Genomic DNA, 21869 nt, shown 5'->3' on the forward strand with positions numbered 1-21869 from the left:
ATTGTGCAAGCCAGTATTGAACTGGGATATGCTTCACATTACAAAATGCTGCCAAAGTCGCAAGCGAAATTAATCGATGATTGCCCGGCAATCAGAAATACAGCTAATTATCATAATAACCATAGAGAGTTTCAGGGATAATTTACATGAGTGAAATCATTTCCGCGGCGGTTTTATTGATCCTGATAATGGATCCACTGGGAAACCTGCCGATCTTCATGTCGGTGTTAAAGCACACCGAGCCGAAGCGCCGTCGGGCGATCATGATCCGCGAGCTGCTCATCGCCCTGCTGGTGATGTTTATCTTCCTGTTTGCCGGGGAAAAAATTCTCGCGTTCCTGAACCTGCGCGCCGAAACGGTCTCCATTTCCGGCGGGATTATTCTGTTCCTGATTGCCATCAAAATGATTTTCCCGAGCGCGGAAGGCAGCAGCAGCGGCTTGCCAGCGGGTGAAGAGCCGTTCATCGTGCCGCTGGCGATCCCGCTGGTTGCCGGGCCAACGATTCTGGCGACGCTGATGCTGTTGTCGCACCAGTACCCGAATCAGATGAGCCACCTGGTGATTGCCCTGCTGATTGCCTGGGGCGGGACGTTTATCATCCTGCTGCAGTCGTCGCTGTTCCTGCGCCTGCTGGGCGAAAAAGGGGTGAACGCCCTGGAGCGCCTGATGGGGCTGATTCTGGTGATGATGGCGACGCAAATGTTCCTGGACGGGATACGGGCATGGATGAAGGGGTAGGTAAAAGCAAAACGGCAATCTTCGATTGCCGTTTTTAGTGTTTGCCCCCTCTCCCCGTGGGAGAGGGTTGGGGTGAGGGCAACAGGCCGCAGAGGCCGTATGTTTGTCGGGTGGCGGCTTTGCCTTACCCGACCTACAAGTCACTCCGGTTTTCTCCCTCTCCCACAGGGAGAGGGAGAAAACCCGTTAGCTCAACAACGTAAACGCAATCATCCCGACAATCGCACCCGTCGTGCCGAGGATGGTTTCCATCAGCGTCCAGGTTTTCAGGGTTTGCGCTTCGGTCGCGCCGGTAAATTTACCGAACAGCCAGAAGCCTGCGTCGTTCACGTGTGATACCACAATCGAACCGCCCGCGATACAGATAGACAGCGCCGCCATCTGCGCACCGGAGTAGTTCAGCTGTTCAATCACCGGCATCACCAGGCCCACCGCAGTTAAGCACGCCACGGTTGCGGAACCCTGGATGATACGCACCGCCGCCGCCAGCACGAAGCAGGTGACCGCAATCGGCAGGCCCATTCCGGTCAGCGCTTCGCCCAGAGCCGGGCCCACGCCGGAATCCACCAGCACCTGCTTGAACACGCCACCGGCACCGATCACCAGCAGGATGATACCCGCAGGCTGCAGCGCGGCACCGCAAATCTCCATCACGCGGTCTTTCGGCATCCCCTGACGCATTGCCAGGCCGTAAATCGCCACCAGACAGGCCACCAGAATGGCCGTGAACGGGTGGCCGATGAACTCAAACCACTCGTAAGCGCTGGAACCGACCGGCACAAAGCGCGCGGCGATGGTTTTCAGGCCCACCAGTACCAGCGGGAGCAGGATCAGCGACAGGCTGAAGCCGAAGGACGGCATTTTGCCCTCGCCCAGGTGCGGCTCGGTGATGTCATCCGGAATGTGCAGCTCAACGTAGCGGCTGATGAAGTTACCCCACAGCGGACCGGCGATAATCATCCCCGGGATCGCGGCGCAGAGGCCAATGAGGATCATCCAGCCAAAGTCAGCGTGCATCTGGGAGGCCAGCAGCATCGGCGCAGGCCCCGGCAGCAGGAACGCCGCGGCCGCCGCCACGCCCGCAAACAGCGGAATGACCAGCTTCACGAGGTTAGTGCCGGTATGGCGTGCCATCGAGAACGCGACGCTAATCAGCAGCACTACCGCCACTTCGAAGAATAGCGGCAGCGCGCAAATCAGGCCAGCCAGACCAATCGCGTAGTGCGCGCGGCTGTGGCCGAAGGATTTCAGCATCTTGACGGCAATCTGATCGACCGCGCCCGTCTCGTGCAAAATCTTGCCAAACATCGCGCCGAGCGCGACCACAATCGCCAGGAAACCCAGCGTGCCACCCATCCCTTTTTCCATCGTCGCGGCGATCTTGTCGAGCGGCATACCGGAAAAGAGACCTGCACCAATAGAAACCACCATCAAAGCAACGAAGGCATGCATACGCGCCTTCATCACGAGAAACAGCAGCAGTAATACGGAACCCACTGCTGTCAAAACAAGCGTTAATGTACTCAAAACTTACTGCCTTTTATTAATGACCTCGATGGTGCTGGCGACAACACCTTCCAGTGACTGATCGATATCAACCACTAAGACGTCCTGCTCATCCGCACCCGGCTCCTGCAGCGCTTCGAACTGCGTAACCAGCATCTGGGTTTTGAAGAAGTGGCCTTTACGCGCCTTCAGACGGCTTTCAATCACCTCGAAATCGCCCTTCAGATAGATGAAGGAGAGGTTCGGGTTACCGTCGCGCAGCAGGTCGCGGTAGGTTTTTTTCAGCGCGGAGCAGACGATCAGGGAGACTTTGTTAGTACGCTGCATCGCAAAGGCGGCATCGTTCAGCGCCTGCAGCCACGGTTTGCGGTCGTCGTCGTTCAGCGGCTCGCCGGAGGCCATTTTCATGATGTTGCTGCGCGGATGGAGGAAGTCGCCATCAAGAAACGCAGCCTGAAGTTGATGCGCCACTTCGCTCGCCACGGCAGATTTACCGCTACCGGACACGCCCATCAGGACGTAAACGTGGTGATCGTGATTAGTCGTGCTCAAAGGGTGTCCCTCAGTCAATTGTTACGGGTAACAGTTATCGGTAACATTGTCCTGCCGGGGCAAAAGAGAAGCAATATCCAAACGTGCGCGAAGTGAATAAGTGTGAGCTACTTCAAATTTGTCGGATTAAATAGATCCACCCGGTGACAAGGTGAAACCTAAATCTAACATTTTAGGGGTAACTGCCTCACCACGAATGCGCGCCAGCAGGCGTTCTGCGCCAATGCGGCCCATACGTTCACGCGGGGTCAGGACGCTCGCCAGACGCGGCTCCATCACCTGGCCGATGTCATGGCCGTGGAAACCGGCAATCGCCATATCGTCGGGGATCTTCAGCCCCAGACGCTGGCACTCAAACGCCGCGCCGACCGCAAGGTCATCGTTGGTACAGAAAATACCGTCCAGTTGCGGATACTCGCGTCGCGCCTGACGCATCAGCTCAATACCCGAGGTGTAGGACGAGGATTGCTCCACCATCACGCTGTACGGGGTTAAACCGGCGTCGAGCATCGCCTGCTCGTATCCCTTCTGTTTGATGATAGTACGTTCATCAAGGCGTGCACCCAGATAGGCAATGTGGCGATGACCGCGCGCAATGATCGCCGCCGTCATCTGACGCGCCGCTTCAAAGTTATCGAACCCAACGGCGATGTCGAGGCAAGGCGACTGGCTGTCCATCAGTTCCACCACCGGGATACCGGCCACTTCAATCATTTTGAGCGTGCGGGCAGTGTGGGTACGTTCCGTTAAAATCAGGCCGTCGATGTTCCAGGAAAGCATCGATTCAAGACGTTCCTCTTCCAGTTCCGGCTTGTACCCGTAGTGCGCGAGCATGGTCTGATAGCCAAAGGCATCGGTCACGCTTTCGCTTCCACGTAATACTTCGGCGAAAACCTGGTTGGTCAAGGAAGGAAGCAGGACGCCCACCGCACGGCTGGTCGCATTGGAGAGAATATCGGGTGCGCGGTTGGGAATATAACCCAGTTCATCAAGGGCAGCGGCAATCTTGCCACGTAACGCCACGGAAACCTGTTCCGGGTTACGTAAAAAACGGCTGACCGTCATTTTGGTCACACCGACGCGATCGGCGACATCCTGAAGTACGGGGCGTTTCTTTTTCATCGTCCTGAGAAATCTTGAAGTGAGAGATTTTCTCAGTTTATCACGGACAAAGCTCAACCTTCCCCGTTTAAAGGGAAGGTTGAGTAATTATTTATACCGGCGGCAGGTCAAACAGCAGGATTTCGCTTTCGCTGTCGGCATGCACGGAGAGCGCCTGCTCATCCCAGATGGCCAGACCATCGGCGGTTGTGGCTTTGGTGCCGTTGATGGACACGTCACCTTTCACCACCTGGATCCAGACGCGGCGGTTGGCGGCAATCTGATGCACGGACTGTTCGTCTTTTGCCAGCGCCCAGCGGTAGAGCTCCATATCCTGATGCACTTTCAGGGAACCTTCACGCGCATCCGGGGACAGCACCAGCTGTTTGCCCTGTTTAGCGTCGAAGCGGCGCTGCTCGTAGCGTGGCGCGATGCCGGTCTCTTCTGGAATGATCCAGATTTGATACAGGTGCAGTTTTTCCGTTTTGCTCGGGTTGTACTCAGAGTGACGCACCCCGGTGCCCGCACTCATAATCTGGAACTCACCCGCCGGAACCTGCTCTTCGTTACCCATGCTGTCTTTGTGCGCCACGGCACCTTCGAGCACATAAGTCAGGATTTCCATGTCTTTGTGCGGGTGGGTGCCGAAACCCTGGCCTGCATCAATCACGTCGTCGTTAATCACGCGCAGTGCGGAGAAGCCCATGAAATTCGGGTCGTAGTAGTCGGCAAACGAGAATGAATGCCATGAGTCCAGCCAGCCATGATTCGCGTGACCACGTTCGTTTGCTTTGCGTAAGTAGATCATTTATTTCACCCTCAGTTCGTTTCGATGGAGTAAGTGTGGACGCAAACCGCCTGGGATCATAGAGGGTGAAAATTGACTCCTCTGTTCAAAAATTATGAACAAGCGTAGAGGAGCCGTTTTTGCTTATTTTGCGAGGGTTACCGTGGCAGGAGAAGCCTGCTCAAAGGCCCGTTCAAGGATTTCCAGGTTGGTCAGAACGTCAGATTCCTTGACGTAATTCGGCGTACCCGTGGTGAGCGTGTCATACAGCGCATCGTAAACGCGGCCATAGTCGCCTGGTTCCGGCTTGAGTTCTTCTTTTACTGTTGTGCCATCTGCCTTCACATACTCCAGCACGCCTACGGAATCATCCGCCGCAAAGCCCGGTTCGCCCGGCATGATGTTAGCCTTCAGGCTGGTCTCCTGCTGGTCGATGCCGTACTTGATAAACGAGCCTTTGGTGCCGTGAACGATAAACTTGGGATAGTCGATTTTCACCAGATGGCTGGTTTTGACGATGGCCTTCAGGTCGCCGTAGAACAGTTGCGCTTCGAAGGTGTCGTCCGGGTTGGCTTTGTTGCGCAGGCTGCGGATATCGTACGCCACGTGGTCCGGGCGACCAAACAGGGAGATGATCTGGTCCATGGTGTGCACGCCCAGACCATAGAACGAGCCGTCCTGCGGCAGGCCGGGCTGGGTTTCCGCGACCGGACGGTAGTAGTCGAAGTGGCTTTCAATTTCCACAATGTCGCCGAGCTTGCCGCTCTCAATCGCCTTTTTCGCCGTCAGGAAGCAGCTGTCAAAACGGCGGTTCTGATACGGCGTAACGGTCAGCCCTTTGCTCTTCGCCAGCGCAAACAGTTCCTTCGCTTCGGCGATGGTCGGGGTGAATGGCTTTTCCACCAGCACGTTTTTGCCCGCTTCCAGCGCGCGCTTCGCGTAGTCGAAGTGGCTGTCGGCGTGGGTGCAGACAATGATCAGATTCACCTGCGGATCGTGAAGCACCTCGTTCAGATCGCCGGTGAAATGAATGTGGGAATACTGCGGAGACTGCTCTTCCGGCTTCGCACTGCGTCTGTAGATATGGGCGACGTGCCAGCTGTCTTTACGGTTAAGAATATAGGGTAGGTGATAGCGGGTGGTGCTTTTACCAAAGCCGATAAACGCACAGTTCAGGGTCATGGTTCCGTCCTTTTTGATCAGGTTTCTGTTTTCACTATAGCGATAAACTTGCCCAAAAGAATCCTAAAATGGCGGCACTTGCCTTGACCCTGCCGCTAAAAACCACGATAAGGTGAAGGTCAAATCTATGCTCGCGAATGGAGTCGCGCCCATTTCTATGGAAAAGAAATATCTCGCCTTAAACAGTGCGCTTCTCTTCTGGTTGCTTTCGCTTGCCGCCTGGTGCTTCGCCGCCCGTCAACTCGCATGGCTCTTCGCAGCATTCTCTTTATTGGCTTTCACTCTTCCCCTGCTTATCAACCTGGGTAATGTTATGTTTAAAAAGAATAAAATTAATGAAATCAAGGTGCCAACTGCCCTTCCTCCGGCTCCTGTCATGGAAAAAGAACCTACCGCCACCGAGAAGCACGGCACCACGGTGATTGCCAACGACGTCCGCGTTGAAGGCAATATCGTATCGACGGGTCACGTCTATGTGCACGGTGAGCTCATCGGCAATATTGCCTCTGAACAGAGTCTGATCAAAATCATGCGCGGGGGACGGGTTGAGGGAAATATCACCTGCCGCGAGCTGATTATTGACGGGGCCGTGATTGGCGAATGCCACAGCGATGCCATTGAAATCTGCGAAAACGGTGAGGTAACGGGAACGCTTTCCTACCGGGCGCTGGCCGTCAAAAAAGGGGGGATGTTTTCCGGTATTGCGGAGATGCTGCCTGCCGCTATCGAAAAGAACAACGTCGTTGGCCTGATCAAGGACAGCACCGCTGACGCTCCTGAAGCGTGCGAGCTTGCCAAATAATAAGCAAAAAAAAGCCAGCGAAACGCTGGCTAAAGTAATACTGGAAGCAATGTGAGCAATGTCGTGCTTTCAGGTTCCCGTAGCGGTCTTCCTGAATGCAGAGCAATAATAATCATTCTCATTCGCACTTGTCCACTTCTTTTTGCAAAAAATAGCGGTTGACTCAAATTTTAAAGTCATTGATGTTGGAAGGGAGAGTTAACTGACTGAGGAACAAGGAATGAGTGAGATAGTGATACGCCACGCAGAACCGAAAGATGCCGAAGCTTTACGCCAGAACTATATGCATCCTGGGGTGTATCACGACACGCTACAGCTACCTCATCCTTCCCTTGAACACTGGCAAGAGCGGCTTCATCCTAAACCTGGCCAAAAACGTCTGGTCGCCTGCATCGATGAAAACATCGTCGGTGACCTGGCGCTGCAGGTAGAAGCCAGCCCGCGACGCAGCCATGTAGCAACCTTTGGTATCAGCGTTGCGGCGCACGCCCAGGGGCGCGGCGTGGGGAGCGCGCTCATGCGCGAGATGATCAACCTGTGCGATAACTGGATGCGCATCGAACGTATCGAGTTAACGGTTTTTGCCGATAACCCTGCTGCACTGGCGCTGTACCGGAAGTTTGGTTTTGAAATCGAAGGCACCGGCAGGAAATTTGCCCTGCGCAACGGCGAGTATGTGGATGCGTATTATATGGCGAGAATGAAGTAGTTATTTGCCGGGTGGCGGCTTCGCCTTACCCGGCCTACGTTCGTGCAGTTGTAGGCCCGGTAAGCGCAGCGCCACCGGGCAATACGTTAATATCCCGCCGTCAAATCATCCACCGAACGTGGATCCGATGCCCCAAACAGCGCCCCGTCCGGCCCCACCATAATGCTCTGGGTGCTGCCCATCGCCTCTTTCACCGCCACTTTTTGCCCGCGCTGTTCAAGCAGCTTAATGGTGTCTGGGCTAAAGCCCTTCTCGACGCGCAGCTCGTCCGGCAGCCACTGGTGGCGGAAACGCGGGGCGTTGGTCGCTTCGGCTACGTTCATCCCAAAGTCGATGCTGTTCACCACCATCTGCAGCACGGTGGTAATAATTCGACTCCCGCCCGGGCTGCCGGTTACCAGCCAGGTTTTTCCGTCTTTCACCACGATGGTAGGCGACATGGACGAGAGCGGACGCTTCTTCGGCCCGACGGCGTTTGCATCACCGCCTACCAGCCCGTAAACGTTCGGCACGCCCGGCTTGGCGGAAAAGTCATCCATCTCGTTGTTCAGCAGAATGCCGCTGTTGCCCGCCGCAATCCCGGTACCAAAGGTGGTATTCAGCGTATAGGTCCCCGCCACCGCATTGCCGTCTTTATCCACCACCGAGAAGTGGGTGGTCTGGTTGCTTTCATAAGGCGCCAGCTTGCCGGGGCGGATCTCGCTCGACGGCTTCGCCTTGTTGATGTCGATCTGGTCGGCCAGGGATTTGGCATAGGCTTTGTTGGTCAGCGCCTGCCACGGTACCTTCACGAAGTCCGGGTCGCCGAGGTACTCCGAGCGGTCGGCGTAGGCACGTTTTTCCGCTTCCGCCATCACCTGCATGGCATCCGCGCTGCCGAAGCCAAACTTGTGCATATCGAAGTTTTCCAGAATGTTGAGGATCTGCACGATGTGAATGCCCCCGGAAGACGGCGGCGGCATGGAGAAGACCTCGTAGCCGCGATAGGTGCCGCTAATCGGTTCGCGCTCCACCGCTTTGTACTCCGCCAGATCCGCTTTGGTGATTAGCCCACCGTTCTTTTGCATTTCATCGGCAATCTGGTCAGCAATCGCGCCTTTATAGAAGGCATCCGGGCCGTGTTCCGCAATCCGCTCCAGGCTGGTCGCCAGGTTCTTCTGCACCAGCTTATCGCCCTTCTTCAGCGGCTCGCCGTCTTTCCAGAAGATGGCCTTACTGTTTTCGTGATTCGGAATGACTTCACTGCCGTAGGTTTTGAGATCGTCCGCGAGCGCGTCATTGACCACAAAACCGTCGCGCGCCAGCTTGATGGCAGGCTGCACCACTTTGTTCAGCGGCAGCGTGCCGTATTTTTCCAGCGCCAGCGAGAAGCCCGCAACGGTACCTGGCGTGCCAGAGGCGAGGTGCGAGGTCAGGGATTTCTTACTGTCAGGGTTGCCCTGCTCGTCAAGGAACATATCGCGGGAGGCCTGATTCGGTGCCATCTCACGGAAGTCGATGGCGGTGGTTTTCCCGTCTTTGGTACGCAGCATCATAAACCCGCCGCCGCCGAGGTTACCCGCCTGCGGATGCGTGACCGCCAGCGCGTACCCGACCGCAACCGCCGCATCCACCGCGTTACCGCCCTGTTTGAGAATATCGACGCCCACCTGGGTTGCCAGCGCGTCAACCGAGGCCACCATGCCATGCGTCGCCCGCACGGGATGGAAAACGTCTTCCTCCACGCCGTAGGAGACGGGAGGCGCCGCGGGCGGGTTGGCCGCCACGCTAAATGTGCCGCCTGCCATCAGCGCGGCGATCGCTACCCAGCGCACAAAACGTTGGTTTCATCATTATTGTTCTCCAGGTGATAGGGTCCATACTCCCCGCTTAAGCCTGGTTCACAACTCCTAAAAAATCATCGTCATGGTGAAATCGGGGTAAACTTAAGAGAAACCTCAAAAGGAGGAGATGACAATGAAACGCTTGATGATTCTTACGGCACTGCTTCCCTTTGCCGCGCTCGCACAGCCACTCAATACGATGAACAACCCTAACCAGCAGGGTTACGTCATTCCCAGCCAGCAGCGGATGCAAACGGAGATGATGAGCCAGCAACAGCAGCAGAAAGGGATGCTTAATCAACAGTTGAAAACGCAAACCCAGATGCAGCAGCAGAGCCTGCAAAACCAGATGAACGCCAACACCCAGCGCATCCAGCAGGGTCAGGTGCGCGAGCAGCCGCTGCCGAATAAAAACGGCGGGATGTTAGGCGGAGGGTCAACCCTGAACAGCGGCCAGCAGCATATGCTGCCGCCGCAGTCGAACGGCGGTATGCTTAATCCGCAGAACTAAAGTTCGGGCCGATGCGGTCAATCGCATCGGTACAAATGCTGTCAACGCCCCAGCGCAGCAGTTCGGCTGCACGCTGGGGTTTGTTAACGGTATACACCAGAATATGCAGACCCGCCGCTTTCAACATCTTCACCCGCGCCTCATCCAGCAGCTTGTGATTGAGATGGATAGAGACACACGCTAAGCGTGTCGTCAGCTCGCGCCAGTCTTCGCGCCACTCGTCCAGCAGCAGCCCACGCGGCAGCTCCGGCACGGCCGCCTGTGCCGCTTCCAGCGCGTCGATCTCAAACGACGACAGCAGCGGTGCCGTCATCCCTTCCCACAGCTCACGCGCGGCCAGCGCGATGACTTTGCCCGTCAGCGGCCCGGTGCCGGTGGTCGGTTTGATTTCGATATTGGCCATCATACCGTGCTGGCGACAGCGATCCGCCACTTCCGCCAGCAGCGGTAGCGGTTCGCCTTTGAATTCGCCGCTGTACCAGCTTCCGGCATCTACCTTCAGCAGATCGCACCACGGCAGTTCACCCGCCACGCCCCAGCCGTTGCTGGTGCGTTCGAGGTTATCGTCATGCAGCAGGAAAATTTCGCCGTCTTTCGACAGCCTGGCGTCGAACTCGATCATCGTGTGGCCGTAGCGCGCGCCAACGTCAATCGCCGCCAGGGTATTTTCCGGCGCCAGCTTACCGCCGCCCCGGTGGGCGACGATGTGGGGATAAGGCCAGTTGCTCATACTCGTTGTCCTGTTTCACCGTCAAAGAAGTGCAGGTGATTTTCCGGCAGGTGCAGCCACAGCGTGCTGCCTGCTTTCGGGCGTTCCTGATGCGCTAAACGCACCACTATTTTTTGCTCACCCCAGCGTCCGTGCGCCAGGTTATCTGCACCCAACATCTCCAGCGTGTCCATCACCAGCGGCACGCCGCCGTCCGCCTGAGAGGTTAAAGCGATATGCTCCGGGCGGATACCGAGCGTCATCTTACGCCCGGCGTAGCCACGATAGTACCAGTTGATGGGCAATGCCATCCCGCTTTCCAGTTCAAAGTGGGTGCCCGCGCTGCTGATCCGTCCTTCCAGCAGGTTCATTGCCGGGCTGCCGATAAAGCTCGCCACAAAGCGGGTAGCCGGTTTCTCATACACCTCCACCGGGGTGCCAATCTGCTCGGCGATGCCTTTGTTCATCACCATCACGCGCTGGGCGAGGGTCATGGCTTCGACCTGATCGTGGGTCACGTACAGGGAGGTGGTTTTCAGACGACGGTGCAGCTGCTGCAGCTCAAGACGCATCTGCACGCGCAGCTTGGCGTCGAGGTTAGAAAGCGGTTCGTCGAACAGGAATACCGCCGGATCGCGCACGATGGCGCGCCCCATCGCCACGCGCTGGCGCTGGCCGCCGGAGAGCTCGCGCGGGCGGCGCTTCAGCAGGCCGTCCAGCTCGAGAATGCGCGCCGCCTCTTTCACGCGCTCGTCGATATGGCCTTTGCCCATGCCGCGGATTTTCAGCCCCCAGGCCATGTTCTCTTCCACGCTCATGTGCGGGTAGAGGGCGTAGTTCTGGAACACCATCGCGATGCCTCTGTCTTTCGGCTCCATTTCGGTGACGCGCTGGCGGTCAATCCAGATATCCCCGGACGTCACGCGCTCCAGCCCCGCCACCATGCGCAGCAGCGTGGATTTGCCGCAGCCGGACGGGCCGACCATCACGATAAATTCCCCGTCCGCCACGTCGAGCGTCAGCGGCTGAATCACCTGGGTTTTACCATCCCAGCTTTTGGTTACTGCCTGAAGTTTTAAACCTGCCATCTTATTTCTCGCTATCGACCAGGCCACGGACAAACGCACGCTGCATGGCTAAAACAATGACTACGGGTGGGATAAGGGTGAGCAGCATCGCCGCCATCACCTGGTTCCAGAGGGTGGTGCCTTCACCGGTGGCAATCATGCCTTTGATGCCCGCCACGGCGGTGCCGAGGTTGACGTCCTGAATAATCAGCAGCGGCCACAGGTACTGGTTCCAGCCGTAGATAAAGGTGATCACAAACAGCGCCGCGAGGTTGGTTTTCGACAGCGGCAGCACGATGTCGCGGAAAAAGCGCATCGGCGACGCGCCGTCGATGCGCGCCGCTTCAATCAGCTCGTCCGGCAGGGTCATAAAGAACTGGCGGAACAGGAAGGTCGCGGTCGCCGAGGCCATCAGCGGCAGGGTCAAGCCCGCGTAGCTGTCGAGCATTTTCAGGTTGGCGATCACCTCCACCGTCGGGAAGATACGCACCTCCACCGGCAGCATCAGGGTAATGAAGATCATCCAGAAGAAGAGGTTACGCAGCGGAAAGCGAAACCAGACGATGGCGAAGGCCGAGAGCATCGACACCGTAATTTTGCCGACGGTGATGCCAAACGCCATGATGAAGCTGTTGAGCATCATCAGCCAGAACGGCGCGCTGTTGGCGCCCACGCCCTGTGTCCAGATGGTCTTCATGTTCTCGAAAAGATGAGTGCTTGGGATCAGCGTCATCGGCGTGTCGAACACCGCTTTGGTGTCCAGCGTGGCGGCGACAAACGCCACGTACAGCGGGAAGAGGATGACGATAATCCCTAAAATCAGCATGGTATGGCTGAAAATCGTCAGCCCGCGACGGTTCTCAATCATTGGTAGCGCACCTTACTTTCGACATAGCGGAACTGCACCACCGTGAGGATGATGACGAGGAACATCAGCACCACCGACTGCGCGGCAGAAGCGGAGAGATCCAACCCCGCAAAGCCTTCGCGGTAGATCTTGTAGATCAGCGTCGTTGTCGCCTGCACCGGTCCGCCTGCGGTCGCCGCGTCGATCACCGGGAAGGTGTCGAAGAAGGCGTACACGAGGTTGACCACCAGCAGAAAAAAACTCACCGGGGCGATCAGCGGCAGCGACAGCCTGAAGAAGCGGCGAACCGGCCCTGCGCCGTCAATCGCCGCCGCTTCCACCAGCGAGCGCGGGATGGACTGCAGCGCGGCAAAGAAGAACAGGAAGTTGTAGCTGATCTGCTTCCACACCGAGGCAAACACCACCAGGAACATCGCCTGGCCGCTGTTCTGGGCGTGGTTCCAGTCGTAGCCCAGTTCGGCCAGGAAGTGGGTAATCAGCCCGCGCCCCGGGTTAAACAGGAAGATCCACAATACGGCGGCGACGGCGGGAGCCACGGCGTACGGCAGCAGCATCAGCGTTTGATAAATACGACTGCCGCGCACCACGTAGTCCACCAGCGCGGCGAAGAACAGCGAGGCTAAAAGGCCGCTGACGGTCACCAGGGCGCTGAACTTGATCGTCGTCCAGAAGGAATCCAGGTAGTAGCTGTCATGGAACAGCGCGGTGAAGTTGTCCAGCCCGACAAACTGGCTGGAAAGCCCGAACGGATCGACGCTTTGTACCGAGTACCACAGCGCTTCGCCCGCAGGCCAGATAAAGAAAATAACGGTGATGACCAGCTGCGGCGCGACCAGCAGGTACGGCAGCCAGCGGGAACGAAACACCGGACGGGATGATGACATGGAGATTTGGTTCCTGAACAATGCCGGGTGGCGGCTACGCCTTACCCGGCCTACATATGGGCACATCGTAGGCCCGGTAAGCGAAGCGCCTCCGGGCATTTTTTTACGATTTGGTCGACTGCTCAAAGCGGCGCAGCAGCTGATTCCCGCGCTCTACCGCTGAATCCAGCGCCTGCTGTGGCGTTTTCTTCCCGGTCCACACGCTTTCCAGCTCTTCATCCACGATGGTACGGATCTGCGGCATGTTGCCCAGACGCAGACCCTTGGTGAACGGCAATGGCGGCTTGTTCAGCATCTGACGCGTCGCAATGTCCGCCCCTGGGTTCTTGCTGTAGAAGCCCTGCTCGCGGGTCAGGTCATACGCGGCTTTGGTGATCGGCAGGTAGCCGGTCTTCTGGTGCCACTCGGCAGCATTTTCAGGCTTCGCCAGGAAGTCGAGGAACTCGGCCACGCCTTTGTAGGTGCCGTTGTCTTTGCCCTGCATGACCCACAGGCTCGCTCCGCCGATGATGGCGTTCTGCGGCGCGCCCTTCACGTCGGCGTCGTACGGCATCATGCCCACGCCGTAGTTAAATTTGGCGTAGTGACGGATATCCGCCAGCGAGCCGGACGATGCGGTGGTAATGGCGCAGTCGCCGTTGTAGAACTTCTCGGTGGATTCGTCTTTACGCCCGAAGTAGCTGAAGTCGCCCTTCTTGTTGAGTTCTTCCAGCAGCGCGATGTGCTTCACCTGCTCCGGCTTGTTGAACTCCAGCACCGCGTCGGTGCCGTCGAAGCCGTTGTTTTTGGTGGCAACCGGCAGGCCGTGCCAGGCGCTGAAGTTTTCAATCTGGATCCAGCCCTGCCAGCCGCTGGCGTAGCCGCACTTCATCCCCGCCGCTTTCAGCTTCGCGGTGTACTCGGCCAGATCCTGCCAGGTTTTTGGCGGCTGCTCCGGGTCTAAACCGGCTTTTTTGAAGGCATCTTTGTTGTAGTACAGCACCGGCGTAGAGCTGTTAAACGGCTGAGACAGCAGGTGGCCGGTTTTGGAATCGGTGTAATAACCGGAAACGGTCGGCACGAACTGTGATTCGTCAAAATTGATACCCGCCTCTTTGAACACTTCATACACCGGCTTGATGGCTTTAGAGGCCATCATGGTGGCGGTGCCCACTTCATAAACCTGTAACAAGGCTGGCGCATTGCCGGTACGGAAGGCGGCAATGCCCGCGCTCAGGCTCTGCTCGTAGTTGCCTTTGTACACCGGCACAATTTTGTAATCCGGGTGGGTGTCGTTGAAACGCTGCGCCAGGGAGTCAACCTCTTTACCCAACTCCCCTTCCATGGAATGCCAGAACGGAATGGTGGTCACAGCCATTGCGTTCGTCGCAAAAGCCAGACCGATTGCCAGACCCAAAGCTGTGTGTCGTAACGATGTCATTGTCATCTCTCTTATTGTGCCGGATGCGCGATATCACGCGTTTTATGCTCGCGAGGTAACATGACATGCTCGAATTACAGAAAAATAACTGTTTGTTTACAGATAAGTGACAGCCAGGCGTCAGGGGGATGATGGTTGTGTGAAGGGGGTTGAGGTGTAGTTGGGTGCGGTCTGGTGCCCTCACCCCGACCCTCTCCCACAGGGAGAGGGAGAAAATCGATCGGTTCCCTCTCCCTTGAGGGAGAGGGTTAGGGTGAGGGGGAAATGCAATTAACCGCCCAAATACGCGCTCCGCACCGCCTCGTTTGCCAGCAGCGCGTCGCCGGTATCCTCCAGCACCACGCGGCCGTTCTCCAGCACGTAGCCACGGTCGGCGAGCTTCAGCGCCTGGTTGGCGTTCTGCTCGACGAGGAAGATGGTCATCCCCTCTTTGCGCAGCTGCTCAATGGTGTCGAAGATCTGCTGAATGATGATCGGCGCAAGACCGAGCGACGGTTCATCCAGCAGCAGCAGACGCGGCTGGCTCATCAGCGCGCGGCCAATCGCCAGCATCTGCTGCTCGCCGCCGGACATAGTGCCCGCACGCTGGATGCGGCGCTCCCACAGGCGTGGGAAGAGTTCGTACACCCACTTGATGCGGGTCTGGTATTCATCGCGGTGAGCAAAGAAGCCGCCCATCGCCAGGTTCTCTTCCACCGTCATGCGGGAAAACACGCGACGCCCTTCCGGGACAATCGCCACCGCTTCACGCATGATTTTGGCGGTCTGCCAGTCGGTAATGTCTTTACCATCGAACACAATCCGCCCGCTGGTGGCGCGCGGGTCGCCGCACAGGGTGCCGAGCAGCGTGGTCTTACCCGCGCCGTTGGCCCCGATCAGGGTGACGATTTCGCCCTGATTGATGTGCAGGCTGACGTCGTGCAGCGCCTGGATCTTGCCGTAGTGCGCGTTGACCTTGTCGAACGTTAACATCGCTTTTTCCATCTTATGCCTCACCAAGGTATGCGCGGATCACGTCCGGGTTGTTGCGGATCTCTTCCGGCGTGCCGTTCGCCAGCGGCGTGCCCTGGTTTACCACGTAGATACGGTCCGAAATGCCCATCACCAGCTTCATGTCATGCTCAATCAGCAGAATGGTGGTGTCGTGATGATCGCGCAGCTCGGCAATCAGCTCGTCCAGCTCTTTGGTCTCTTTCGGGTTGAGGCCTGCCGCCGGTTCGTCGAGCATCAGGATTTCCGGCTGCGTCACCATGCAGCGCACAATCTCCAGGCGACGCTGATCGCCGTAGGCCAGGTTGCTCGCCTGACGGTTGGCGTGCTGCAGCAGGCCAATTCGGTCAAGCCAGGTGGCGGCGCGGTCAAGCGCTTCATCCTGTGCGCGGCGGAAGGCCGGGGTTTTAAGCAGGCCGGAGAACAGCCCGGTTTTCAGCTGCTGATGCTGTGCCACCAGCAGGTTCTCAATTACCGTCATCTCGCGGAACAGACGCACGTGCTGGAAGGTACGCACCACGCCCATGCGGGCAATCTGCTGGCCCGGCAGACCTTCCAGGTGCTGGTCGCGCAGCATGATGGTGCCGCCCGTCGGCTTGTAGAAGCCGGTCAGGCAGTTGAAGACCGTAGTTTTCCCCGCGCCGTTCGGGCCAATCAGGGAGACAATCTCTTTCTTGTGCAGATCCAGATTCACGTTGTTGACCGCCAGCAGGCCGCCAAAACGCATCATCAGACCGTTAACGGATAATAATGGCTGGCTCATGCCTGCTCTCCTTTCGCTTGCCCGTTCTTCAGCTTCAGCTGTGGACGGGTCATCGGCAGCAGACCCTGCGGACGCCAGATCATCATCAGCACCATCAAACCACCCAGCATCAGCATGCTGTATTCGTTAAAGTCGCGCATCAGCTCGCGCGAGACCACCAGCAGGATGGCCGCGAGGATAACGGCAAACTGCGAGCCCATCCCGCCGAGTACCACAATCGCCAGCACGAAGGCCGATTCGGCAAAGGTGAAGGATTCCGGGCTAACGAAGCCCTGACGCGCGGCAAACAGCGTTCCGGCGAAACCGGCAAACGCGGCGCTGATGGTGAACGCGGTCAGCTTGATGCGGGTCGGGTTCAGGCCCAGCGAGCGGCAGGCGATTTCATCTTCGCGCAGCGCTTCCCACGCGCGGCCCAGCGGCATGCGCAGCAGACGGTTGATCACGAACAGGGTAATCACCACCAGCAGCAGCGCCACCAGATAGAGCCAGATCACGCGGTCGGACGGATCGTACTTGATGCCAAAGAAGTTGCTGAAGGTATCCCAGCCGCCTTCGCGGGCGGTGCGGCTGAACTCCAGGCCGAAGAAGGTCGGTTTCGGGATCTGGCTGATGCCGTTCGGGCCGCCGGTCACTTCGGTATTGTTGAGCAGCAGGATACGGACGATTTCGCCGAAGCCCAGGGTCACAATCGCCAGATAGTCACCGCGCAGGCGCAGCACCGGGAAGCCGAGCAGGAAGCCCGCGGCGGCAGAGACCAGCCCCGCCAGCGGCAGGCAGGTCCAGAAGCCGAGGCCGTAATAGTGGTTCAGCAGCGCGAAGGTGTAGGCACCGATGGCGTAGAAGCCGCCGTAGCCCAGCACCAGCAGGCCGGAGAGCCCCACCACCACGTTCAGACCGAGACCCAGAATCACGTAGATCATGGTCAGGGTGGCGATATCCACGGTCCCGCGCGATACCACAAACGGCCATGCCACGGCGGCCACCAGCAGCGCCACGAGGAACAGCTTCTGCTTCACGGTCGTACCGTCGATAGCGGGCAGCACGAATTTCGGCCCGGAGACGTTTTTCAGCGTCTTCTGGAAGACCGGGCGCAGCAGCTGGAACAGGAATACCACGGCCGTGCCGATAAACACCCACTGCCAGCGAATATCAGCGGCGGTGTCGACCACCAGCTTAGTGCCGTCCAGCTCTAACTGGACGCCCATAAAGACGCCCGCCAGCACGAAGAACATGGCGGCAGAGAGCAGCGCCATTGCAAAATGCATCGGTTTCATACTTTCTCTACCTCCGGACGGCCCAGAATACCGGTAGGCATCACCAGCAGAACCAGAATCAGCAGGGCAAACGACACTACGTCTTTATATTCTGTGCTCAGGTACGCCGAGGAGAGCGCTTCCGCCACGCCCAGGATCAGGCCGCCGATCATCGCGCCCGGAATACTGCCGATACCGCCCAGTACCGCGGCGGTGAAGGCTTTCATCCCGGCCATAAAGCCGATGTACGGGTTAATCACGCCATAGAACTGGCCGAGCAGTACGCCTGCCACCGCCGCCATCGCGGCGCCAATCACGAAGGTCAGGGCAATCACGCGGTCGGTGTTGATGCCGAGCAGGCTCGCCATCTTCAGGTCTTCCGCGCAAGCTCGGCAGGCGCGCCCCATACGGGAGTAGCGGATGAAAATAGTCAGAGCCAGCATTGCCAGGAAGGTTACAACCCAGATAACCAGCTGCATGGTGGTGATAGAGGCAGAGAAGTTCTCGCTGGCCCCCACAATCCACTGGCCGTTAAACAGGCTTGGCAGCGCCACGTCGCGCGAGCCTTCGGTCAGGCTGACGTAGTTTTGCAGGAAGATGGACATCCCGATGGCGGAGATCAGCGCAATCAGGCGTTTTGAACTGCGCACGGGCCGGTAGGCCACGCGTTCGATGCTCCAGCCGTAGGCGCTGGCAATCACAATCGCGCCGACAAACCCGGCGGCGACCAGCAGCCAGCTGCTGTCGATGCCCATCATCATCAGGGCGGCAATGATCATAAAGGAGACGTAGCTACCGATCATGTACACCTCGCCGTGGGCGAAGTTGATCATGCCGATAATGCCGTAAACCATCGTGTAGCCGATGGCGATCAGCGCGTAGGTGCTTCCCAGCGTAACGCCGTTAAACATCTGCTGCAGGAAATAGAGAAACTGCTCGGACATATGCAAACCTTTTTATACCCGCCCGGTGAGCCGGGCGGTGGGATAGTTATTTGGCGGCCGAGGACGAACCGTCGGCGTGCCACTTAAAGACACCAAATTCAAATCCCTTCAGATCGCCTTTCTCATCCCAGTTCAGCGGCCCAATCACGGTGTTCGCCCCGTGTGCTTTTAAATCTTTCACCAGATCCAGCGGCTCTTTGCTGCCGGTACGCTCCAGCGCGGTCGCCAGAGACTGCACGGCCGCGTAGGTGATCCAGACGTACGGACCGCTCGGATCTTTCTTCTGCGCCTTGAGCGCCTCTACGATAGCCTTGTTGGCCGGATCCTGGTCATAGCGTTTTGGCATCGTGACCAGCATGCCTTCGGCAGAATCCCCGGCGATGTTTGACAGGGAGGCGTTACCCACGCCCTCTGGCCCCATAAACTGGGTTTTCAGGCCGGTGGCACGCGCCTGGCGCAGCATCTGGCCCATTTCCGGGTAGTAGCCGCCGTAGTAAACGAAGTCGATATTCTCTTTTTGCAGACGGGCGATCAGCGCGGAGAAGTCTTTCTCACCGGCGGTAATGCCGTCGAAGAAGACGATGTTCGCGCCGCCTTTTTTCAGGCCGTCCTGCACGGAACGCGCCAGGCCTTCGCCGTACTGCTGTTTGTCATGAATGATGGCAATACGCGTTGGCTTAACGGTGTCGAGGATGTATTTGGCGGCGGTGGGTCCCTGCGAGGAGTCCAGACCGGCGGTACGCATAATGTGCTGGTAGCCGCGCTGGGTCAGCTCCGGGTTAGTTGCGCCCGGGGTGATCATCAGAATGCCTTCGTCTTCGTAAATATCAGACGCGGGCTGCGTGGACGATGAGCACAGGTGGCCGATGACGTACTGGATACCGTCGTTGACGATTTTGTTGGCGACCGCGACGGCCTGTTTTGGATCGCAGGCGTCGTCATATTCTACGCCCACCAGCTTGTCGCCTTTGATGCCGCCTTTGGCGTTGATGTCTTTAATGGCCTGACGTGCGCCGTTGAACTCCATATCACCCCACTGGGCAACAGGACCGGACATCGCGCCTACCACAGCAACTTTTATGTCGTCCGCCATAGCCGCCTGCGAAATTGCCAGTGCGACCATTCCCGCGATTATTGCTTTCGCGTTCCTTTTCATCTCTGAATCCCCATTCGTGATGTCGTGTATATATTTTGTTTTATTATGGTTAAAAAGCATTCTGTACTTTTAATGAACAACGCTATTTTTACCAGTGCCTTTAATGGTTTAGCGCGGTTTTTTATCAAAAACCAGACTAATATCTCTATTTTTCAGGCGATTAAGCAAAGATAATATTCTGAAATCAGGCAGAGATAAACAAATAAAAGTGCAGTTTGCAGCATAAAATAACGGTACAAAGCGCCGAATAAATCACTGCCTGTCAGGTTAAAATTCTGCTTAATTTTCGATCCATGTGTTTTCGAACTGCGCAATGCGTTGCCAAAAAACTAATCACCTGGTAAATGGGAATAAAAAGAGAAAGCACCCGAGCAAATAAATTGAGTACACTGGCCCTACTCAATCTGATTTGGACAAGTAGCTAATGAAACTGACTATCGTGCGTCTGGTGACCTTTAGCGACCAGGATCATATCGACCTGGGCAAGATCTGGCCGGAATATTCCCCTTCGTCGCTGGCCGTCGACGACAATCACCGTATCTATGCCGCGCGCTTTAACGAGCGTCTGCTGGCCGCCGTTCGCGTGACGCTGAGCGGCACGGAAGGGGCGCTGGATTCCCTGCGCGTGCGCGACGTCACCCGCCGTCGTGGGGTCGGACAGTATTTAATTGAAGAAGTCATACGTGAAAACCCGAGCGTGACCTCCTGGTGGATGGCCGACGTGGGCGTGGAAGACCGCAGCGTGATGGCGGCGTTTATGCAGGCGTTAGGGTTTACGGCGCAGGCGAACGGGTGGGAGAAGCGTCAGGGTTGATGTGTGCGACCTGATCTGTGCGGCCTGATGCCCTCACCCCGGCCCTCTCCCACGGGGAGAGGGAGAAAACATAAAAAAGGCAACTTACGTTGCCTTTTTGCTTTTATTTGGCGTCTGTCGCCGTGCCGTTGGCATGCCAGTCAAACACGCCGAACTCGAAGCCCTTCAGGTCGCCCTTCTCATCCCAGGAGAGCGGCCCCATGACGGTTTCCACGGAGTTCGCTTTCAGCCAGGCGGCAATCTCAGCCGGATCGGCTGACTGGTTCAGGCCCGCCTGCAGTGACTGCAGCGCCGCGTAGGTGGTCCAAACGAACGCGCCGCTTGGATCCTGTTTCTTCGCCTTGATCGCATCTACGATTGGTTTGTTCGCAGGGACCTGGTCGTAGTTCTTCGGCTTGGTCACCAGCAGGCCTTCGGCTGATTCACCCGCGATGTTAGACAGAGAGACGTTTGCCACGCCTTCCGGCCCCATGAACTGAGTTTTCAGACCGGCAGCACGCGCCTGGCGCAGGATCTGGCCCATTTCCGGGTGGTAGCCACCGTAGTAAACGAAATCAATATTCTCTTTCTTCAGACGCGCCACCAGCGTGGAGAAGTCTTTCTCACCGGCGGTAATACCGTCGAAGAACACCACGTCAGCATTGGCTTTCTTCAGGTTGTCCTGGACGGAACGCGCCAGACCTTCACCGTACTGCTGCTTGTCGTGAACGATAGCGATGCGCTTCGGCTTCACTTTTTCAACGATGTATTTCGCTGCGGTTGGGCCCTGGTCAGAGTCCAGGCCGGTGGTGCGCAGGGTCAGCTTGTAGCCGCGCGAGGTCAGCTCCGGCGCGGTTGCAGCCGGGGTGATCATCAGAATGCCTTCGTCTTCGTAGATGTCAGACGCTGGCTGCGTAGAAGAGGAGCACAGGTGACCGATAACGTATTTGATCCCGTCGTTCACCACTTTGTTCGCCACCGCGACCGCTTGTTTCGGGTCACAGGCATCATCATATTTTACGATCTGCAGTTTTTCGCCCTTGATGCCGCCCTTAGCATTAATGTCTGTAACCGCCTGTTCTGCGCCCGTAAATTCCTGGTCGCCGTACTGAGCTACCGGACCGGACATCGCGCCAACCACAGCAACTTTGATATCTGCCTGTGCCATGGTGCTGAATGCCAACGCGATACATCCTGCCAGTAACGCTTTACCCTTCATGTTCATCCTGAGATTCCCCATTATTATGGTTATTACGATTGTTGTGATGTTGTTGTGCAGCGCTTTATGTCAGTTATAGGTGTGCTGTTC

21 protein-coding genes and 1 pseudogene are annotated in these 21869 nt (G+C 57.4%); 5 read left to right on the top strand and 17 right to left on the bottom strand.

The window, feature by feature from the left end; all coding sequences use genetic code 11:
- Positions 1–146 precede the first annotated feature (146 nt).
- Positions 147–740, top strand: a complete 594-nt coding sequence (gene yhgN / locus ENTMO_RS0122370; RefSeq protein WP_003861574.1) for an NAAT family transporter YhgN — start codon at positions 147–149, stop codon at positions 738–740.
- Between the two features lie 186 nt (positions 741–926).
- On the opposite strand, the gene gntU is transcribed toward yhgN, so the two are convergent.
- The 5 genes from gntU to ENTMO_RS0122395 form a co-directional block, all read right to left on the bottom strand.
- On the bottom strand, positions 927–2267 hold the full coding sequence (gntU, locus tag ENTMO_RS0122375; protein ID WP_010436459.1) for a gluconate transporter: 1341 nt from the start codon (positions 2265–2267) through the stop codon (positions 927–929).
- A gap of 3 nt (positions 2268–2270) precedes the next feature.
- Complete coding sequence (gene gntK, locus ENTMO_RS0122380; protein ID WP_010436461.1) at positions 2271–2798, bottom strand: gluconokinase; 528 nt, start codon at positions 2796–2798, stop codon at positions 2271–2273.
- 126 nt (positions 2799–2924) lie between these two features.
- A complete protein-coding gene (gene gntR / locus ENTMO_RS0122385) occupies positions 2925–3920 on the bottom strand; it encodes a gluconate operon transcriptional repressor GntR (protein WP_010436463.1) in 996 nt (331 codons plus the stop codon).
- Between the two features lie 91 nt (positions 3921–4011).
- Positions 4012–4707 carry a pirin family protein gene (locus ENTMO_RS0122390; protein WP_010436464.1) on the bottom strand — a complete coding sequence of 232 codons (696 nt, stop codon included), beginning with the start codon at positions 4705–4707 and terminating at the stop codon, positions 4012–4014.
- A gap of 123 nt (positions 4708–4830) precedes the next feature.
- Complete coding sequence (locus ENTMO_RS0122395) at positions 4831–5868, bottom strand: oxidoreductase (protein WP_010436466.1); 1038 nt, start codon at positions 5866–5868, stop codon at positions 4831–4833.
- A gap of 157 nt (positions 5869–6025) precedes the next feature.
- Between ENTMO_RS0122395 and ENTMO_RS0122400 the strand changes: the two genes are divergently transcribed.
- Together ENTMO_RS0122400 and yhhY are read left to right on the top strand one after the other, a co-directional pair.
- The gene (locus tag ENTMO_RS0122400; protein WP_010436468.1) at positions 6026–6670 is read left to right on the top strand and encodes a bactofilin family protein; all 645 of its coding nucleotides are present in this window, start codon (positions 6026–6028) and stop codon (positions 6668–6670) included.
- A 220-nt stretch (positions 6671–6890) separates the two neighbouring features.
- Positions 6891–7379, top strand: a complete 489-nt coding sequence (yhhY, locus tag ENTMO_RS0122405; RefSeq protein ID WP_010436469.1) for an N-acetyltransferase — start codon at positions 6891–6893, stop codon at positions 7377–7379.
- Between the two features lie 86 nt (positions 7380–7465).
- On the opposite strand, the pseudogene ggt reads toward yhhY, so the two are convergent.
- Positions 7466–9209 (bottom strand): annotated as a pseudogene (gene ggt, locus ENTMO_RS0122410) (gamma-glutamyltransferase).
- Between the two features lie 126 nt (positions 9210–9335).
- Here ggt and ENTMO_RS0122415 point away from each other — a divergent pair.
- Complete coding sequence (locus tag ENTMO_RS0122415) at positions 9336–9713, top strand: DUF2756 family protein (RefSeq protein ID WP_010436474.1); 378 nt, start codon at positions 9336–9338, stop codon at positions 9711–9713.
- On the opposite strand, the gene ugpQ is transcribed toward ENTMO_RS0122415, so the two are convergent.
- The 10 genes from ugpQ to livK form a co-directional block, all read right to left on the bottom strand.
- Positions 9697–10443, bottom strand: a complete 747-nt coding sequence (gene ugpQ / locus ENTMO_RS0122420) for a glycerophosphodiester phosphodiesterase (RefSeq protein ID WP_010436476.1) — start codon at positions 10441–10443, stop codon at positions 9697–9699. The two genes, ENTMO_RS0122415 and ugpQ, sit on opposite strands and share 17 nt — an antisense overlap.
- Entirely contained in the window at positions 10440–11510 is a 1071-nt protein-coding gene (locus ENTMO_RS0122425) for a sn-glycerol-3-phosphate import ATP-binding protein UgpC (protein WP_010436478.1), read from the bottom strand. The genes ugpQ and ENTMO_RS0122425 overlap by 4 nt, the downstream gene beginning before the upstream one ends.
- Before the next feature lies 1 nt (position 11511).
- Complete coding sequence (gene ugpE, locus ENTMO_RS0122430; protein ID WP_010436480.1) at positions 11512–12357, bottom strand: sn-glycerol-3-phosphate ABC transporter permease UgpE; 846 nt, start codon at positions 12355–12357, stop codon at positions 11512–11514.
- Positions 12354–13241 carry a sn-glycerol-3-phosphate ABC transporter permease UgpA gene (gene ugpA, locus ENTMO_RS0122435; RefSeq protein WP_010436482.1) on the bottom strand — a complete coding sequence of 296 codons (888 nt, stop codon included), beginning with the start codon at positions 13239–13241 and terminating at the stop codon, positions 12354–12356. The genes ugpE and ugpA overlap by 4 nt, the downstream gene beginning before the upstream one ends.
- Positions 13242–13344: 103 nt before the next feature.
- Positions 13345–14661 (bottom strand): sn-glycerol-3-phosphate ABC transporter substrate-binding protein UgpB, encoded by a 1317-nt coding sequence (gene ugpB / locus ENTMO_RS0122440; protein WP_010436483.1) that lies wholly within the window; start codon positions 14659–14661, stop codon positions 13345–13347.
- A gap of 270 nt (positions 14662–14931) precedes the next feature.
- Positions 14932–15645 carry a high-affinity branched-chain amino acid ABC transporter ATP-binding protein LivF gene (gene livF / locus ENTMO_RS0122445; protein ID WP_006812273.1) on the bottom strand — a complete coding sequence of 238 codons (714 nt, stop codon included), beginning with the start codon at positions 15643–15645 and terminating at the stop codon, positions 14932–14934.
- 1 nt (position 15646) lies between these two features.
- Positions 15647–16414 (bottom strand): high-affinity branched-chain amino acid ABC transporter ATP-binding protein LivG, encoded by a 768-nt coding sequence (gene livG / locus ENTMO_RS0122450; protein WP_008500101.1) that lies wholly within the window; start codon positions 16412–16414, stop codon positions 15647–15649.
- On the bottom strand, positions 16411–17688 hold the full coding sequence (gene livM, locus ENTMO_RS0122455; protein ID WP_010436486.1) for a branched chain amino acid ABC transporter permease LivM: 1278 nt from the start codon (positions 17686–17688) through the stop codon (positions 16411–16413). Before livM ends, livG begins: the two co-directional genes overlap by 4 nt.
- On the bottom strand, positions 17685–18611 hold the full coding sequence (gene livH / locus ENTMO_RS0122460; RefSeq protein ID WP_010436488.1) for a high-affinity branched-chain amino acid ABC transporter permease LivH: 927 nt from the start codon (positions 18609–18611) through the stop codon (positions 17685–17687). Before livH ends, livM begins: the two co-directional genes overlap by 4 nt.
- Before the next feature lie 46 nt (positions 18612–18657).
- Positions 18658–19767 carry a high-affinity branched-chain amino acid ABC transporter substrate-binding protein LivK gene (gene livK, locus ENTMO_RS0122465; RefSeq protein ID WP_010436489.1) on the bottom strand — a complete coding sequence of 370 codons (1110 nt, stop codon included), beginning with the start codon at positions 19765–19767 and terminating at the stop codon, positions 18658–18660.
- A gap of 424 nt (positions 19768–20191) precedes the next feature.
- Between livK and panM the strand changes: the two genes are divergently transcribed.
- Positions 20192–20581, top strand: a complete 390-nt coding sequence (panM, locus tag ENTMO_RS0122470) for an aspartate 1-decarboxylase autocleavage activator PanM (protein ID WP_010436490.1) — start codon at positions 20192–20194, stop codon at positions 20579–20581.
- 103 nt (positions 20582–20684) lie between these two features.
- Here panM and livJ read toward each other — a convergent pair whose 3' ends face one another.
- Complete coding sequence (livJ, locus tag ENTMO_RS0122475) at positions 20685–21785, bottom strand: branched chain amino acid ABC transporter substrate-binding protein LivJ (protein ID WP_010436492.1); 1101 nt, start codon at positions 21783–21785, stop codon at positions 20685–20687.
- Positions 21786–21869: the final 84 nt, after the last annotated feature.

Origin of the sequence: Enterobacter mori LMG 25706, assembly GCF_000211415.1 — a bacterium.
Lineage (GTDB): Bacteria > Pseudomonadota > Gammaproteobacteria > Enterobacterales > Enterobacteriaceae > Enterobacter > Enterobacter mori.

Bases quoted from the DNA above. Each gene is read 5' to 3' on its own strand.
- yhgN (WP_003861574.1), top strand. From the start codon at position 147: ATGAGTGAAATCATTTCCGCGGCGGTTTTATTGATCCTGATAATGGAT.
- gntR (WP_010436463.1), bottom strand. From the start codon at position 3,920: ATGAAAAAGAAACGCCCCGTACTTCAGGATGTCGCCGATCGCGTCGGT.
- ENTMO_RS0122390 (WP_010436464.1), bottom strand. From the start codon at position 4,707: ATGATCTACTTACGCAAAGCAAACGAACGTGGTCACGCGAATCATGGC.
- ENTMO_RS0122395 (WP_010436466.1), bottom strand. From the start codon at position 5,868: ATGACCCTGAACTGTGCGTTTATCGGCTTTGGTAAAAGCACCACCCGC.
- ENTMO_RS0122400 (WP_010436468.1), top strand. From the start codon at position 6,026: ATGGAAAAGAAATATCTCGCCTTAAACAGTGCGCTTCTCTTCTGGTTG.
- yhhY (WP_010436469.1), top strand. From the start codon at position 6,891: ATGAGTGAGATAGTGATACGCCACGCAGAACCGAAAGATGCCGAAGCT.
- ENTMO_RS0122415 (WP_010436474.1), top strand. From the start codon at position 9,336: ATGAAACGCTTGATGATTCTTACGGCACTGCTTCCCTTTGCCGCGCTC.
- ugpQ (WP_010436476.1), bottom strand. From the start codon at position 10,443: ATGAGCAACTGGCCTTATCCCCACATCGTCGCCCACCGGGGCGGCGGT.
- ENTMO_RS0122425 (WP_010436478.1), bottom strand. From the start codon at position 11,510: ATGGCAGGTTTAAAACTTCAGGCAGTAACCAAAAGCTGGGATGGTAAA.
- ugpE (WP_010436480.1), bottom strand. From the start codon at position 12,357: ATGATTGAGAACCGTCGCGGGCTGACGATTTTCAGCCATACCATGCTG.
- ugpA (WP_010436482.1), bottom strand. From the start codon at position 13,241: ATGTCATCATCCCGTCCGGTGTTTCGTTCCCGCTGGCTGCCGTACCTG.
- ugpB (WP_010436483.1), bottom strand. From the start codon at position 14,661: ATGACATCGTTACGACACACAGCTTTGGGTCTGGCAATCGGTCTGGCT.
- livF (WP_006812273.1), bottom strand. From the start codon at position 15,645: ATGGAAAAAGCGATGTTAACGTTCGACAAGGTCAACGCGCACTACGGC.
- livG (WP_008500101.1), bottom strand. From the start codon at position 16,414: ATGAGCCAGCCATTATTATCCGTTAACGGTCTGATGATGCGTTTTGGC.
- livM (WP_010436486.1), bottom strand. From the start codon at position 17,688: ATGAAACCGATGCATTTTGCAATGGCGCTGCTCTCTGCCGCCATGTTC.
- livH (WP_010436488.1), bottom strand. From the start codon at position 18,611: ATGTCCGAGCAGTTTCTCTATTTCCTGCAGCAGATGTTTAACGGCGTT.
- livK (WP_010436489.1), bottom strand. From the start codon at position 19,767: ATGAAAAGGAACGCGAAAGCAATAATCGCGGGAATGGTCGCACTGGCA.
- panM (WP_010436490.1), top strand. From the start codon at position 20,192: ATGAAACTGACTATCGTGCGTCTGGTGACCTTTAGCGACCAGGATCAT.
- livJ (WP_010436492.1), bottom strand. From the start codon at position 21,785: ATGAACATGAAGGGTAAAGCGTTACTGGCAGGATGTATCGCGTTGGCA.